The sequence below is a fragment of the Cupriavidus sp. GA3-3 genome (assembly GCF_000389805.1).
Taxonomy (GTDB): domain Bacteria; phylum Pseudomonadota; class Gammaproteobacteria; order Burkholderiales; family Burkholderiaceae; genus Cupriavidus; species Cupriavidus necator_D.
In genome coordinates this window covers 282,739-297,892 of sequence record NZ_KB944479.1, presented here as the reverse complement: position 1 = coordinate 297,892, position 15,154 = coordinate 282,739, and the positions used below count along the sequence as shown (strand labels likewise).

The window sequence follows — 15,154 nt, the reverse complement described above, 5'->3', positions numbered from 1 at the left end:
GCGCAGCCAACCTGGATGTAGAAGGCTATTTTTGCCCGTCCCCCGAAAACTGGAAATCTCCCGCCAGCCCTTAACAGGCAAGGCTTTGCGGGGTGCGATTGATCTTGAAAGTGGGCCGAACGAGCCCTTCCCGGCCATCGAGCCTGTATTGTTCGGGGGAACTCAGTCGGAGGACGCAGCCGGCGACAGTGAGAAGCTCAGAAGTTGTAACCTTGGTCGCACCGGTAGTGCCAGTCTGAGACAGCAAGTCGCGTACTCTGGCCGGCGCGAACCGGGACGAGTTGGGCAAGGGACACGACGATCTCGCGCTGGTTGTGCTGCATTTGAACAAAGATGGAGACGCGGCACAGCTGGTCATGAGCGAGCCCAGTGACGGAGACTCGTTCGCCGGAGCGAAGCGGGCTGGGCGATCTCGTGCACGAGCTGTTTGCGCGTGCGCGTGAGGTCGCGCAATTCCTGTGTCGCTGCGGGCGGCACGAAGCTGGCGCGGATCAGGCCATGCGCCAGCAGGTCGGCGATCCACATCGCGTCGGAATTCCACCACGGGTAATGGCACGCAGCAGCCAGCGGATATTGAATCCCACCGCACAGAGCACTGGGCGCAGCGCGTCGCCGATTTGCCCTTCAGCCAGCACCTGCGCATGCCGTGGTTGTATGGCCGATGAGGCTCAACAGCCTGGCGACGTTTGAGCCAACGGCGTTGTTCTGCATAGAGCGATGACCGCCATACGGGTTGCCGGGGAAGCTGCGCGCGCCCCACGATCCATCCCTGCCTGGCGGTGATCGTCAGGCAGACTTGCCGATGCATTCAACCTCCGGCGCATGCAGCGCGTACAGCTTGTTCTTGTCTTTGGGCGGCAGGCGGTCGAGGCGCCAGGCGCGCTCGATCCAAACCTGCGATCCCTGTCGGCATAGTGACCCTCGCGCGCCGTTTGGCGATCGCCCTGTGGCGCTATCTGAAAGATGGAGAGAGAGGGCTTGAGTGTTGCCCCGAGTGGAATCTCTCCCGGGCCATTCTACCGAAGGCTTACTGCAACACAGCCACGCAAGGGGCAAGGCCACCTCTCGCGAGGAAACTGCTCGTCGGCAGCGGAACGGTTCACGCTCGCCGCCTGATCCCCGCGCATTGGCTGGATGGAAAGCGTTTCCCTTGCCGCCCGCAAGTACCGCTGCGCCGAAACCGCTGGAGTCGCCCACGCCGCGGTTGCCGCCGTCCGTGGGCATCGTGAAGAAAATTTGAGGTTTGTGCGACGCAAGCGTGAGCCCTGTTTCTCATACTGCAGCACAGAGACAGCTACCCCTACTGTCCATCCAAATCTGATGTCGGGGTATGAATCATGAAGAGAGAACAGATCAGCCGCGGTGCCAATGCAACCATGCTCGCGCAGTGCATCGCCGACGCTGCCACGCAGGTACTTGCCGCGCGAGGCGACGGCGAGCAAGCTATGAAGGGTAGCGAGGCAGGCTGGCAGGCGCCGGTCGCGCAGTGCGAAGCGGCAGGCGAGCCGCCGCTTGGCGCACACTTGGTCACGCAGCGTCGCGGCTACAGCCACCACGGCATATATGTGGGCAACGGCCGCGTGCTGCACTATGCGGGCCTTTGCCGTGGGCTGCACACCGGGCCGGTGGAAGAGCTGAGCCTGGAACACTTCGGCGCCGGCCATGGCATCGAGGTAAGAGCCGAGTCGCTGCCGCGTTTTACCAGCGACCAAGTGGTCAGGCGGGCACGCTCGCGCTTGGGCGAGAACCGCTATCGCCTGCTGAGCAACAACTGCGAACACTTCTGTACCTGGTGCCTGTATGGCGATGCCCGCAGCGAGCAGGTCCGCCAATGCGCCATCCACCCCATGCGCATACTCCGCGTGCTGAGCTCCCTGCTGTCAGTTTGGTGGAACAGCCGGCCAGCCCATGCGCTGCTTGCAGCCGGCTTCAATGATCGCTCTCCCTAGAGCATGACCTTTCCGGTGGCCTATTCGACTAAGCCGTTGATTTATAAAAATGTAGGGTCGTTGCGATACGCTGCCCCAATGTCGCCGACCCGCCGGTCGTTCATGGCGTCGTCGCGACTGACGCCCCGGGCCCATTCAGGCCTTGTTGCCGAGGCTAAGATCGGCGTCCAAGTCACAGGCGGTTCGGCGCTGCGCCTGCTCGGCGACCACGAGCCGATCGGCGAGCGCCGCCGCCTCGGCTTGAGACCGCGCCAAACCGGGGCTGATTAAGCGGCAAAGCGGTGGTCGTTTTCATCGGCGATGGAGGGATACCATCGTTCAGAATGCGGGGCTGGTCATTGAGCACGGCCGTCCGGATCTGTAGCAGTGCGTGCGCGTGCTGCAGTCGCCAGGCCATCTGTTGCCGTTTGACGAATCGCTTGCTGATCACCTGGTTGACGGCCGATTCGACGAAACCCGATGCAACGTGCTCCCCGTGGCGGAAGCGGTCACCGCAGTTCACGATGAAGTGCCGGCTGTTATCCAGATAGACGATGAACTCCTCGAGCTTGCCGAGGAGCTTGGCCTCCTCGGGAATGGCCTCAGCGTCGAGATCCCAGTAGCATCGATCTGGTGTCGTCTGCGCGCAGCCTCAACAGGCATCAGTAGCAGCTACACTGGCCATGTGCGCGACGGCGTCGTCAAGCGCGCCTTACTGTACCCGATGCACTGTGGCCTTCAAAAAAGAAACACCCCCGCAAGGGTATCCTCCGGGGGCGGGCGACTCGCAAATGGACGCATAGAGGGCGCGCCCATCACTTGGGGTACTTCTTCAAGCCCTTACTTTTGTGAGCCCTCTTCGATGTACCCATCGCGGTTGGTGATTCTCGCGCCATCCGTAAACACATCCCGTCTATCGGTGGTTGCTCTGCCACCATTGGTATAGGGGTCTCGCGGCCCCATCACAGCGCCATCGGTATAGACATCGCGCATCCCGATGCCGGCATCAGCAACCCCGACACCGAGCGCGGCACTCGCCGCAACGAGCAATAAGACTTTCTTTAGCATTTTCCACCTCCTTTTCAGGCGGTTACATAGTTCCATTCAATATGATTTGCGCACTGTAGCTTAAGCAGTTGAGTAGACGATTCGGGATGACATTCCCGCGCAGGCGGGAATCCAGCGTCTTTTTAAAGTCACTGGGTTCCTGCCTTCGCGGGAACGACAGTGGTTATCTGAACGGCATCGCCCCGGGTGGCGCAGTTGCTGTGGGCACTCGTCATTCTTGCCGGATCAGCGTGCGGCGGCCTCTCTCTGGGCCGCCCGCAGGCTTTCATAGACGGCAAATCGCCGTTGATATTCCGCGCTGTTGACATCGGGGCCGCTATCGCCGTGCCAGTACTCGGCCAGGCCTGCGCGTGTCCAGGCTTCAAGGTCGGCACGCACTTCGGCGCGCGTCAGGGGAAGGGCCGCACCGCTGGCGTTGGCGGCATGTGCCGCGACAGCGAGCGTCGAGAAGAGCAGGGCAGCGGCGAGGGAAGAGATCGTGATGGGTTTCATGTTGGTCCAGGTCCTGTTTCCTAGGCATTAAGAGGGGTTGAGCCGGGCCGGCGCAAGCGCACTTCGACATTTTCATGACGGTCCGCGACGGGTTTAAACTCGGACAGACTGATTGTCTGTCCTTGGTATGTAGTGTGCGCAACAGAACTCACGCCTTTATCCGTTAAAGATCAAATTTCCGTCACGGCGCACCATTGAGCGCCTATTTGTCCCCCGCTATCGGCTATCCATGCAGAAGCGATGAAGCTAGCCGCGTCACGCTCTGATGGTTAAAGCCACCCCATCGAGCAACTGGTCAAGCAGCAAACCGGTTACGCTGTCATGCGACGTAGGACGGGACGGTGGCAAGGACGGATTCGTGATTCCTTATGTGGGCATTGCCATGCTCGATCGCGTGCGTGGAAACGCTGCATCGGGGGGGTGTCTGATCTGCTGGCGCCGCGCATCGGACCATGACGCGTCAGGCGGCGACACATGGCGTGGCCGACAAGCGGCGTTCCCGCGCCGCCCGTCGCTGCGCTACCCGGCACCGGGCGCTGCCTGTGCCCGGGTCAGGTGTTCAAGGACGGCTTTGCGCTCTATCTCGGCGGCGGCACGCGCGGTAAAGATGCGGTACACGTAGTCCATCAGGACTTCTTCCTCCTTCATCTTTCGAATGTTGAGGAAGGCCATGTGCCCGATCACCTTGCCCTGACTGTCCTGGATGGGCAAGCCGTAATAGGATTCGAAGCCCTGCTCTCGCGGAAACAACTTGCCAATCCCCTCCGGGTAGAACACCGGCAAGCCATGGTCGAAAACCGCCTCGCAAGGCGTGCCGGCCAGGTCGTACTCGACGTTGTCGCGAAAGTCATCCTTGAACCAGAAGGCCAGCGTGTGGACACGCCGTGGCGGCCACCCGGTACATTCCGTAACGAAGGCGCAGGGGACGTCCAGTGCGCCAGCGAAGTGGCGGACCAGTGCGCGGAAAAATTCGTCGCCACAGGTGCCGGAGGTGCCCTCGACGATGTGCTTGAGAATCTCTTCGACGCGCTTGATACGGGTCACATCGGTATCCAGGCCGACCAGCCGCAATGCCTTGCCGTTGGCATGGCGAATGGCGCTGCCCAGCGAATTGACCCACCGGTAGTACCCGTCCTTGTGCAGCAAGCGGCACTGCTGCTGATAGCGCGGGCTGGCACCCTCGAGGTGGCGTGCCATCGCCTGCTCGACCGCGAGCAGGTCGGCGGGATGTACCCGTTCTTTCCAGGCCTGCAGGCTATCCGGCAGTTCGTCTTCTTCAAAGCCGAGCATGGCCTTCCAGCGTTGCGACAGGTGGAATTCGTTGGTCTGGAAATTCCATTCCCACTGGCCGTCATCGGCGCTGCGCATGGCCAGGGTATAGCGTTCTTCGCTGGAACGCAGCGCGATTTCCTGCTGTCGGCGCTGTTCCATCGACAACGCCAATGTGCTTTGCGACGACTCGACGCACGCGCGCAAGTCCGTGACGACCTGGCGAATCTGCTCGAATTCATCAGGGGGCTTGCCGCGGCCGGCGCCATCGTTGCGTGATACCTGGGATGCGGCGCAACTGCGCAGCAGCGCGCTAAGCGGACGTCCCCAGAAGGCGTGAATAGCAAGGGCGAGCACGCCAAGCAGCAACGCCAGCCCGGCCGCCGCCACCAGTGCGATGCCCGTGCGCGTGCCGGGCGGGCCCGCGCCGGGCACCCAGCCGAGCAGGAGGTAGGCAATCAGCAGCAGGCTGATCAATGCCGGCGGCAGCAGCAGCTTTGCTCTCAGGCCCATCATGATTCTCTTTCTGTTCCGCCCCCGTCGCTACAGACGCGCATCACAACAGGTGCCTTTTGCTTTACAGCTTGCGCGGTTCTGTGGAGGCATGCCACGTCCGCACCACCCTCGCGTGACACGCCGGCGCGAGCCCTTCCTAACATAGCCCACGATCCCGCCACCAACCAGTACCGCGGAATCACGCCCGCACCCTGCCCATAGCGCTGATCGGAGGACTTAATTGAAGGCCGCGTGAGAGTTTCGTGATCTTTGTCGGCCAGAGTGGGGCTGAAGGAAACCGCCACCGACAGGACTTCCGATGCTATCCACCAGCCTCCACCCCAATATGGGAGCCGCCATCCCGCCCCGGGCCGGGATCGGCTTGCGCGCCCCACACTATCGCCAGGTCCTCGCGGAAACGCCCGCGACAGGGTGGTTCGAAGTCCATAGTGAAAACTACTTCGGTGATGGAGGTCAGCCCCTGCACTACCTTGCACAGGTGCGGGCCGCCCACCCGCTGAGCCTGCACGGCGTCGGCCTGTGCCTGGGCGCTACGGACCGGCCGGATCGCGCGCACCTGCAGCGGCTGGCTGCCCTGCTCCGGCGCTTCCAGCCAGGGCTGGTATCCGAACATCTGAGCTGGGGCCGCATTGGAGACCGCTACCTCAACGACCTGCTGCCGCTGCCCTACACGGAGGAATCGCTCGCCGTCGTGTGCGAACACGTGCAGGAAGTACAGGACTACCTGCAACAGCAGTTGTTGGTGGAGAACATCACCAGCTATCTCCGGTTCAGCCACTCGACGATTGCCGAGCCCGAGTTCATCGCCGCGCTGGTGGCGCGAACCGGTTGCGGCATCCTCCTTGACGTCAATAACATCTACGTCAACGCGGTCAACCACGACACCGATGCATCGGGCTATATCGATGCGATCCCCGTGGGCGCGGTGAAGGAGATCCACCTGGCTGGCTTTGACCACAGCGGCGGCATGCTGATCGACACCCACGGCCAGCGCGTGGCAGAGCCGGTATGGAGACTCTATCGGCATGCGCTCGCCCGCTTTGGCCCGGTTCCGACCCTGATCGAGTGGGATACCGACATTCCCCCGCTCGAGGTACTGCTCGACGAAGCCCGCAGGGCAGACCAGATGCTGGAGACCGACGATGCCTTCATTGCATGAGATCCAGTGTCGTTTTGCCCGGGCGGTGCTCGAGCAGGACCCGGCTGCACTGTTCGACCACATCGTCGGCGGCGCCATGGACGCGCAGCGGAGCCTCGGCATTTACGCCGGCAACGTGCGCCACAACTTGTGCGAGGCGCTGCGCGCCGTATTCCCCGTGATCGAGCGCCTGGTGGGCGAGCCGTTCTTCGATGCCACGGCGGGCCGGTATATCCGGGCCTGCCCATCCACCAGCGGCGACATCCAGCGCTTCGGCAAGAGCTTTCCGGACTTCCTCGCGCAATTCGGACCGGCTGCGGGCGTGCGCTACCTGCCCGATGTGGCAAGGCTCGAATGGCTGACGCATGAGGTTTTCCATGCGGCAGACGCCGAGCCGCTCGCGCTGAAGCGCCTGGGCGCGCTCGCCGAGGCTGATGCCGCATGCCTGCGCCTGAAGCTGAACCCGGCCTGCCGCTTACTCGCGTCCCCATTTCCGGTGCTGCATATTTGGCAGGCGAACCAGCCAGATCATGCGGACGCTATCGAGATCGACGCCGACAGCGGCGGCGACTGGCTGCTGGTCAGGCGCAGCGGCTTTGTGGTCGAAGTGCAGTCCCTGAATGTCGGCGAATACGCCATGCTCGACGCACTGGATGGCGGTGCCGCGCTCGAGCCGGCGTATCAGCGGGCGCTGCAGGCAGCGCCCGGCTTCGCACTGGCCGACTTTATCCAGCGCCGCATCCTAGACGCGACGATCACTGATTTCGACGCCTGCGCCGCCGGCCTTATCCCCGCGCCAGGTCGATCGTAAAGGCAGTGCCCTTGCCGAGCGCGCTGCGCACACGGATCTCGCCGCCGTGCAACTGCACGATGCGCCGGCTGATGGCCAGCCCGAGACCGACGTTGCTGCCATTGTCAGACTCCGTACGCTCCACTCGGTAGTAACGGTCGAACACACCCTGCACCTGGCTCGTGTCTATGCCCTGGCCGGTATCGCGCACGGTCAGTTCGACGCGCTCCCCGGCGGCCTGGACGTCGACGCTGATTTCTCCGCCGGCAGGCGTATAGCGCATGGCGTTCTCGATCAGGTTCTCCAGCACCCGCTCGATCATGCCGATATCGGCGCTCACCGGCGGACAACCGGGACCTGACGTCGCCAGCAGGGCCAGCCCGCGCTTGTTTGCCGCCAGGGCGAACTTCTGGACCACGTCCTGCGCCAGTTCCGACAACGGGAAGCTCTCCAGCCGCGGCTGGACCTCCCGCGCTTCGAGCTTGGTCAGGTCAAACAGGTCCTGCACCAGCTTGCCGAGCCGTTCGCAATGCCTGGTCGCCACCTGCAGGTAGCGATTGCGGTCCTCGGGCGTCATCTCTTCGGCTTTCAGCAGCAGCATTTCCAGGTAACCCTGCATCGATGCGAGCGGCGTACGCAGGTCGTGGGAGACATTGGCAAGCAGCTCGCGCCGTTGCTGGTCCACCTGTGACAGCTGGGCGAGCTGCGTGACAATCCGCTCGGACATCTCCTCGAACGCCGTGCTGAGCTTCTGGATCTCGTCGTCCGCACGGCCGTCTCGCGCCAGTCGCACCGGCGTGGAAAAACCGCCAGCCCGGAATGCCTCGATGGCCTCCGACAGCACGCGCAGCCGTACCGTCAACAGCCGAAACACGATCAGCGCCGCCACCAGGCTGAAGGCCACCGTACCGATAATGAGGTCGGTCGCCAGTTCGATCAGGCGCTGCGTCTCGATCATCTTCTGGGAGGCCAGGATCATCAGCGCGCCGATGGTAATGAACACCGCCATCAGCACCACCGCCAGCCTGCCGTAAAGGGTGCGGATCATGGAATCCCCTTTCCCTTCCCCTATTGCGCCCTATTACGTATTGCAGAACTTGTAGCCCACGCCCCAGACGGTCTGGATGTACTCCGGCTCGTTGGGGTCGAGTTCGATCTTGGCGCGCAGCCGGTTGATATGCGAACTTACCGTGTGCTCGTAGCCACTGTGGCTATAGCCCCAGACCTGGTCCAGCAACTGGGCGCGGCTGAAGACGCGCCCCGGATTGCTGGCAAAGTAGAGCAGCAGCTGGAATTCCTTGGCGGTGAGGCAGATCGGCGTGCCGCGCACGCTCACTTCACACTTGTCGATATCGATGTGCAGGGACTTGACCTGCACCGTCCTGGGGCCATCGGATGGCGGGTTGGCCAGGGTGTCGACCAGCCGGAAGATCGCCTTGACCCGCGCGGCCAGCTCAAGGACGCTGAACGGCTTGGTCAGGTAGTCGTCGGCGCCCATCTCCAGTCCCAGCACCCGGTCCAGTTCAGTGGAGCGTGCGGTGAGCATCAGGATAGGCGTATAGCGCAGTTCCGCACGCAGGCGCCGGCAGATCTCCAGCCCGTCGGCGCCCGGTAGCATCAGGTCCAGGATGACCAGGTCATAGGGACGACTCAGCGCCTCTTCCAGTCCCGCCCTGCCATGGTTGATCACCTTCACGTCGCAAGACAGGCCACTCACCTGCAGCCGTACCAGTTCGGCGATATCCGCGTCGTCCTCGATCACCAGAACCTGGCGCGACATGGTTTCACCTCATCGTTGAAGCATGCGGGATGTCGGCAACACCGTCCTTGCCGCCCGGTTTGCGGCCGGGCAGTCACTGAACCATTCTAGAACGCATTTCGTGGATGGAAAGCCATCCGCCGGCGTCGCTGACGCCCCGGCCCATCACCACCCGCGCCCGTGTGAAGAAAATTTGAAATTTGGGCGAAACAAGCGTGAGCTCTCCTTTCCATACTGCAGTCCAGAGACAGGTATCCCTCCTGTCCTGAACTCAACCGAATATGGAGAGTGCGTCATGAACAGCGAACAGATCATCCGCGGCGCGATTGCAGGCATGCTGGCCCTTGGTATTGCCGGCGCCACCTCCCAGGCCATGGCAGCGGCAGGCAACAACGAAAAATGCGCGGGCATTGCCAAGGCCGGCAAGAACGACTGCGGCACCAGCAAGAGCTCCTGCGCCGCCACGGCCAAGGTCGACCGCGACGCGGAAGCCTGGATCCTGGTGCCCAAGGGCACTTGCGAAAGAATCGCGGGCGGCCGGCTGCAGATGTCCGAGTTCGCCAAGCCAGGTGGCAAGAGCGGCGAACTCAGCCCGGCCGCCAAGGCGGCCCACCCGGCCTGAGCGGCACCCGAGCCTGCAGCGGAAAGCCGTGCCACGAACCGCGTCACGGCTGCCCAGCGCGCCCCAAGTCCTTGACCGCTTCGCGAGGTAGCCCAAATGAAATGCACCACCCCTCTGTCGTCCGCGCCGCTGGATGTGGCCGGCGCAAAGCCTTCGCACATCATCGCCGCTGGGCAGGCGGCGATCCGCCTGCTGGAAATGCTGGCTCCTGTGCTCGATCTCGGCATTCGCGTACTGATCGGCCTGGTGTTCTTCCAGTCCGGGCTGACCAAGCTCGCCAGCTGGTCCACCACGCTTGCGCTCTTCGAAAGCGAATACGCCGTGCCGCTTTTGAACCCGGTCCTGGCCGCCTATCTTGGTACCGCAGCGGAGCTGTGCCTGCCGGTGCTGCTCGTGCTCGGGCTCGGTACGCGGGCAGCCGCGCTGGCCTTGTTCGTCTTCAACATCGTCGCGGTGATCTCGTATCCGGGATTGGGCGAAGTCGGCCTGAAGGACCACCAGTACTGGGGACTCCTGCTGCTGGTCACGATGCTGCACGGCCCCGGCCGGCTCTCGCTGGACCACCTGATCGACCGCTTCCTGCTGCGCGGCAAGGGCAGCCACTAGCTCGAAAGCCCCAGGGCGCCATGCCAGGGGCAAAAGGAACCGTCATGCTTGCAGAGAACAACATCGTCATCATCGGTGGTGGATTCGCCGGCACCACGCTGGCCCAGGCGCTGGAGAAGCTGCTGCCGACGACTCACCGGCTGATGCTCGTCAGCGACGAAAGCTACACCACCTTCAACCCGATGCTGGCCGAGGTGGTGGGTGCCTCGGTCTTCCCTGAACACGTGATCGTGCCGATCCGCCAGATGCTCAGGCGGACCCAGTTCATCATGGGCACCGTGCAGGACGTCAACTACGCCCAGGGCAAGCTGTCCTGCACGACCCTGGCGGGCCTGCGCGAGATTCCCTTCGACCATCTGGTGTTTGCCTTCGGCACTCGAGCGAATCTCGACCTGGTGCCAGGCATGGCCGAGCACGCCCTGCCCCTGAAGCTTGTGGGTGACGCCCTGTTTATCCGCAACCGCGTGTTGCGCCAGCTGGCCCGCATGGAACTGGAGTCGGACCCGGTCCTGCGCCGCCGGCTGGGCCATTTCATCGTGGTGGGCGGGGGCTTTTCGGGCGTGGAGGTTGCCGGGGAACTCGCCGATTATCTTTGCAGCATCCGGCGCTTCTACCCGCGCGTGCAGCGCGAAGAGCTGGCGGTGACGCTGCTCCATGACACCGGGCAACTGCTTCCCGAGTTGCCCGCCTCGCTTGGCATGGCCGCGGCACGCCATATGGCCGCGCGCGGCATCCGGCTCAGGCTCGGTACCCGGGCCGTCCGCTTCGAAGCCGACACGGTGGTGCTGGCTGACGGCGAAATGATCGAAGGTGCAACGGTGGTCTGCACCGTCGGCACCAAGCCGAATCCGCTGGTCGCCACCCTGGAGCGCAATCTCGCACTAGCCACCCGGCGCGGACGCATCGAGACCAACCCGGATATGTCGGTGCGCGGCATGCCCGGACTGTGGGCCATCGGCGATTGCGCACGGGTGGCCAACGCCGCCACCGACGAGGATTCGCTGCCAACCGCGCAGTTCGCCGTGGCTCAGGCGCGCCAGCTTGCCCATAACCTCGCCGGCCACCTGGAACAGCGTGAAAGCAAACCGTTTTCGTACCAGAGCAAGGGCGCGATGGCCAGCATCGGGCATATGAAGGGCGTTGCCCAGGTGTATGGCTTCAGCTTCTCGGGCTTGCCGGCCTGGCTGGCCTGGCGTGCGCTGTACCTGATGCGCATGCCGACGCTCGGGCGCAAGCTGCGCCTCTGGGCGGAATGGACGTTGTCCATGTTCTTCCCGACTGACATCACCCACCTGCGCTTTACACGCACCAGCGAGGCAGACGAATCGCCACCCGATGGGCTGCCACCCCACCGCCCACAAGCGCCGGGTGCATCGGCAACCCGCATTGCAACGCATGACTTTTCCGGGATACCGCGGACGCCCTACGCCACCCCCGCCGCCCCCACGCTAACAGGAGATCAACATGCTTGAAGGAAAATCAGCCATCGTTACCGGCTCCAGCAGCGGTATCGGGCTTGGCATTGCGCGCGCCTTTGCCGCCCATGGCGCCGATGTACTGCTGAACGGCTTCGGCGATGCCGAGCAAATTGAAGCCACGCGTGCAGGGCTGGAGGGCGAGTATGGCGTGCGCGTGCGCTATTCGCCGGCGGATATGAGCCAACCTTGCCAGGTTCGCGAAATGGCCGAATTTGCTGCATCCGAGTTCGGCAAGGTTGACGTCATCGTGAATAACGCGGGCATCCAGCATGTTGCCCCGACCGAAGAGATGCCGGACGACAAGTGGGACGCCATCGTTGCCATCAACCTGTCCTCTGCGTTCCACCTGATCAAGGCCGTCCTGCCCGGCATGAAGGCCAGGCGCTGGGGCCGCATCATCAATATCGCCTCCGCCCATGGCCTGGTGGCTTCGCCGTTCAAGGCGCCCTATGTCGCCGCCAAGCACGGGCTGATCGGCCTGTCCAAGGCTGTGGCGCTGGAGGCGGCCGAGTTTGGCATTACCAGCAATACGATCTGCCCCGGCTATGTCAAGACGCCGCTGGTGGAACAGCAGATCGCCGACCAGGCGCGCGCGCACCGGATCTCGCCCGCCGACGTCGTGCGCGATGTCCTGCTGGTGCACCAGGCGCGCAAGGAGTTCGTGCGGATTGACGAACTTGCTGTCCTGGCCCTGTTCTTGGCCTCGGACAATTCAGCCTCGATGACCGCCACTGCGCTCGCAATGGATGGTGGCTGGACCCAGCACTGAGGGCGAGCCATGTCGACCAATCCTGGAACGCGAGATGCCGGAGAAACCGGCCAAGCCGTGAAGCCGATCACGCTGGCGCTGCAAGGCGGGGGTGCCCATGGTGCCTTTGCCTGGGGCGTGCTGGACCGCCTGCTCGAAGACGGCCGGCTTGCAATCGAGGGCGTCAGCGCCACCAGCGCCGGCGCGATGAATGCCGCGGTGCTCGCGTACGGCCTGCTCCAGGGCGGGCCGCCACGCGCCCGCACCGCCCTGCACGACTTCTGGCGCGACGTTGCCAACGCCGCGCGCGCCAGCAACCCGTTCCGCAAGCTGCCATGGGAGACCTTGCTGCACAACGGCTACGGGCTCGATTACTCGCCGATGTACCTGCTGACGGACATGATGCTGCGTGTGCTGTCGCCCTACCAGTTCAACCCGCTCAACTTCAACCCGCTGCGCGACGTGCTGGCCCGCCATGTCGACTTTGACGCGCTTAACCAGCACTGCCCGATCCACCTTTACCTGTGTGCGACCAATGTCGAGACCGGCAAGGTACGCGTGTTCTCGCGCGACGACATCAGCCTGAAGGCTGTGCTGGCTTCTGCCTGCCTGCCGTTCCTGTTCCAGGCGGTGGAAATTGGCGGCGAACACTACTGGGACGGCGGCTATGTCGGCAACCCCGCCATTTTCCCGTTGATCTACAACTGTGGCGCGCGGGATGTGGTGATCGTCCATATCAATCCCATCGTGCGCAAGGGTGTGCCGAAGACCGCCGCGGAGATCCTCAATCGCATCAACGAGGTCAGCTTCAACTCCTCGTTGATCCGCGAACTGCGCGCCATCAGCTTCGTCACCAGGCTCATCCAGGATGGCAAGGTCAACCGCGGGGAAATGAAGGAGATGCTGATCCACTCGATCCGCTCGGACCAGACCATGATGGCGCTCGGCGTCTCCAGCAAGCTCAATGCCGACTGGGACTTCCTTTGCTATCTGCGCGATCAGGGCCGGGACGAGGCCGGGCGCTGGTTGCAGCAGAACTACAGCGCAATCGGTGAACGGTGCAGCGTCGACTTGCACCAGGAATTTCTCTGATCCACCACGTAGCGCCACCGAAGCGGTCGGCGCGGATTCCTCAACCCACGGAGTTTAGGACCATGACTACCACCAAGCAAGCCGTACCCGTCTGGCATCGCGTGATGCGCGGCGCGATCGTCACCGTCACCCTGTCCCTCGTCTCAGTGATGGCCTATGCCGGCCAGTGCCCCGCCGACAAGCGCGTCGCGGATGGCCAGGGGCAGCGGCCTGGCGCGACAGAACCCAAGGGCGTCGCCGATACAGTGCGCGCCTCGACCGACCTTTCGAAGGAGCCGGCAGCCGTAGCGGGACGCCTGCTGCGGCTGCGCCAGCTCGACGTGCAGCCCGGTGGCATCGTGCCATGGCACAGCCACAACAACCGCCCGGCAATCATCTATATCGTCTCCGGCGAGATCGTGGAGTACGCGAGCAACTGCGCGGTTCCGATCGTACACCGCGCCGGCGACGTGACCGCGGAGAGGAACGGGACTTCCCACTGGTGGAAGAATGAAGGCGGCAGCCCCGCAGTCTTGCTGTCGTCCGATCTCTTCCCGGTCGAAATGAAGATGGACCCGCATACTATGTGAACAGGTGTGGGGACGGCTACCTGCGCATGCCCGAGGATGATGCGCCCATGAAACTCATGCTGCTGAGTCTGTCCTTTGCCGGCGCCCTGCTTTGCGCCGCCGTGATGGGATTCGCCATCCAGCGCGGCGCAACCTGTGCGGTCGCCGCGGTCAGCGAGATCACGTCGTCGCGCAGTTGCTCGCGCCTCCGTGCCATGGCAGAAGCGTCGCTGTACGTGTGTGGCGGACTGCTGATCGCGCAGCGGTTGCATCTGCTTCCGGCCATGCCGCCCGGCTATCCGGTCGATGGCCTGACCGTCCTGGGAGGCGCCCTGCTCGGGCTGGGCGCCTTCATCAATGGCGCATGCGTATTCGGCGCCATCGCCCGGCTGGGCAGCGGGCAATGGGCGTATGCTGCCACACCCCTCGGATATTACGCAGGCTGCGTGGGGCTGCTTGCGCTGTGGCCGCAAGCCGAGCGCCCGGCGCTCTCAGCCACCTCGCCGGTATGGGGTGCTGCGCCGCTGCTGACAGTGCTTTTCCTTCTGTTCGTCGGATGGCGGCTGCTCCGTCTGTGGCAGCGGGCGCGACGCCATGGCGCTCCTGCACCCTTGGAGCAAACGTGGCATGCACGCGTTGCCGCCCGGATCTGGTCACCGCACCATGCCACCACGGTGATCGGTGTCACCTTCTTGCTGCTCCTGTTGCTGGCAGGCGCGTGGTCATACACCGAGGTGCTGGCCGAACTGGCACGTGGCAGCGCTGCCATGCTGCCGGCACGGGCATTGCTATCGCTGGGGCTGCTCGCTGGTGCCATCCTCGGCGGGATGAGCGCTGGCCGCCGCGAAGGTCCCGCGACTTCCAGTGCGCAGTGTCTCCGGTGCTTCACAGGCGGTGCCATCATGGGCTGGGGCGGCATGCTGATTCCGGGCGGCAACGATGGACTGCTGCTGGTCGGCATGCCCCTGCTGTGGCCGTATGCATGGGTCGCATTCGGCACGATGTGCGTCACCATCGCGCTCGCGCAATGGCTTCAGCGTCGGCTTGGCCAGACCGCTGCGACTCCGGGCGCCCCGCAATCCTAGGCAAGACTAGCAGGA

Annotated in this window: 15 protein-coding genes and 4 pseudogenes; 10 read left to right on the top strand and 9 right to left on the bottom strand. The window is 63.8% G+C overall.

Annotation, left to right across the window (positions count from 1 at the left end):
* Positions 1-197: 197 nt before the first annotated feature.
* The 3 pseudogenes from C265_RS31590 to C265_RS32935 form a co-directional block, all read right to left on the bottom strand.
* A pseudogene (locus C265_RS31590) lies at positions 198-368 on the bottom strand (calcium-binding protein); the annotation flags it as partial.
* A 43-nt stretch (positions 369-411) separates the two neighbouring features.
* Positions 412-534: pseudogene (locus C265_RS32235) on the bottom strand (transposase); the annotation flags it as partial.
* A gap of 14 nt (positions 535-548) precedes the next feature.
* A pseudogene (locus C265_RS32935) lies at positions 549-909 on the bottom strand (IS5/IS1182 family transposase); the annotation flags it as partial.
* 428 nt (positions 910-1,337) lie between these two features.
* Here C265_RS32935 and C265_RS16850 point away from each other — a divergent pair.
* Entirely contained in the window at positions 1,338-1,949 is a 612-nt protein-coding gene (locus C265_RS16850) for a lecithin retinol acyltransferase family protein (protein ID WP_010812027.1), read from the top strand.
* Between the two features lie 266 nt (positions 1,950-2,215).
* Here the strand turns inward: C265_RS16850 and C265_RS32930 are convergent.
* The 4 genes and pseudogenes from C265_RS32930 to C265_RS16835 all read right to left on the bottom strand — a co-directional run.
* Positions 2,216-2,547: pseudogene (locus tag C265_RS32930) on the bottom strand (ISKra4 family transposase); the annotation flags it as partial.
* Between the two features lie 221 nt (positions 2,548-2,768).
* Positions 2,769-2,996 (bottom strand): hypothetical protein, encoded by a 228-nt coding sequence (locus C265_RS16845; RefSeq protein ID WP_010812026.1) that lies wholly within the window; start codon positions 2,994-2,996, stop codon positions 2,769-2,771.
* A 225-nt stretch (positions 2,997-3,221) separates the two neighbouring features.
* Positions 3,222-3,488, bottom strand: a complete 267-nt coding sequence (locus tag C265_RS16840) for a DUF4148 domain-containing protein (RefSeq protein WP_010812025.1) — start codon at positions 3,486-3,488, stop codon at positions 3,222-3,224.
* A gap of 519 nt (positions 3,489-4,007) precedes the next feature.
* Positions 4,008-5,273 (bottom strand): PAS domain-containing protein, encoded by a 1,266-nt coding sequence (locus tag C265_RS16835; protein WP_246840220.1) that lies wholly within the window; start codon positions 5,271-5,273, stop codon positions 4,008-4,010.
* Positions 5,274-5,571: 298 nt separating this feature from the next.
* Between C265_RS16835 and C265_RS16830 the strand changes: the two genes are divergently transcribed.
* Both C265_RS16830 and C265_RS16825 read left to right on the top strand, forming a co-directional pair.
* Entirely contained in the window at positions 5,572-6,432 is an 861-nt protein-coding gene (locus C265_RS16830) for a DUF692 domain-containing protein (protein ID WP_010812023.1), read from the top strand.
* Positions 6,416-7,222 carry a DUF2063 domain-containing protein gene (locus C265_RS16825; RefSeq protein WP_010812022.1) on the top strand — a complete coding sequence of 269 codons (807 nt, stop codon included), beginning with the start codon at positions 6,416-6,418 and terminating at the stop codon, positions 7,220-7,222. The genes C265_RS16830 and C265_RS16825 overlap by 17 nt, the downstream gene beginning before the upstream one ends.
* Here C265_RS16825 and C265_RS16820 read toward each other — a convergent pair.
* Both C265_RS16820 and C265_RS16815 read right to left on the bottom strand, forming a co-directional pair.
* On the bottom strand, positions 7,197-8,249 hold the full coding sequence (locus C265_RS16820; protein ID WP_010812021.1) for a cell wall metabolism sensor histidine kinase WalK: 1,053 nt from the start codon (positions 8,247-8,249) through the stop codon (positions 7,197-7,199). The two genes, C265_RS16825 and C265_RS16820, sit on opposite strands and share 26 nt — an antisense overlap.
* Before the next feature lie 33 nt (positions 8,250-8,282).
* Entirely contained in the window at positions 8,283-8,981 is a 699-nt protein-coding gene (locus C265_RS16815; protein WP_010812020.1) for a response regulator transcription factor, read from the bottom strand.
* A 274-nt stretch (positions 8,982-9,255) separates the two neighbouring features.
* On the opposite strand from C265_RS16815, the gene C265_RS16810 reads away from it, so the two are divergent.
* The 7 genes from C265_RS16810 to C265_RS16780 all read left to right on the top strand — a co-directional run bounded on the left by C265_RS16810 (position 9,256) and on the right by C265_RS16780 (position 15,139).
* On the top strand, positions 9,256-9,582 hold the full coding sequence (locus C265_RS16810; RefSeq protein ID WP_010812019.1) for a DUF2282 domain-containing protein: 327 nt from the start codon (positions 9,256-9,258) through the stop codon (positions 9,580-9,582).
* 96 nt (positions 9,583-9,678) lie between these two features.
* Complete coding sequence (locus C265_RS16805; protein ID WP_010812018.1) at positions 9,679-10,188, top strand: DoxX family protein; 510 nt, start codon at positions 9,679-9,681, stop codon at positions 10,186-10,188.
* 44 nt (positions 10,189-10,232) lie between these two features.
* On the top strand, positions 10,233-11,660 hold the full coding sequence (locus C265_RS16800; protein ID WP_010812017.1) for an NAD(P)/FAD-dependent oxidoreductase: 1,428 nt from the start codon (positions 10,233-10,235) through the stop codon (positions 11,658-11,660).
* Positions 11,653-12,435: a 3-hydroxybutyrate dehydrogenase gene (locus C265_RS16795; protein ID WP_010812016.1), complete on the top strand. Its 783-nt coding sequence runs from the start codon at positions 11,653-11,655 to the stop codon at positions 12,433-12,435. Before C265_RS16800 ends, C265_RS16795 begins: the two co-directional genes overlap by 8 nt.
* A 9-nt stretch (positions 12,436-12,444) precedes the next feature.
* Positions 12,445-13,506 (top strand): patatin-like phospholipase family protein, encoded by a 1,062-nt coding sequence (locus C265_RS16790; protein WP_011615327.1) that lies wholly within the window; start codon positions 12,445-12,447, stop codon positions 13,504-13,506.
* Between the two features lie 62 nt (positions 13,507-13,568).
* Positions 13,569-14,075: a cupin domain-containing protein gene (locus C265_RS16785; protein WP_010812014.1), complete on the top strand. Its 507-nt coding sequence runs from the start codon at positions 13,569-13,571 to the stop codon at positions 14,073-14,075.
* Positions 14,076-14,122: 47 nt separating this feature from the next.
* The gene (locus C265_RS16780; protein ID WP_037024571.1) at positions 14,123-15,139 is read left to right on the top strand and encodes a YeeE/YedE thiosulfate transporter family protein; all 1,017 of its coding nucleotides are present in this window, start codon (positions 14,123-14,125) and stop codon (positions 15,137-15,139) included.
* Positions 15,140-15,154: the final 15 nt, after the last annotated feature.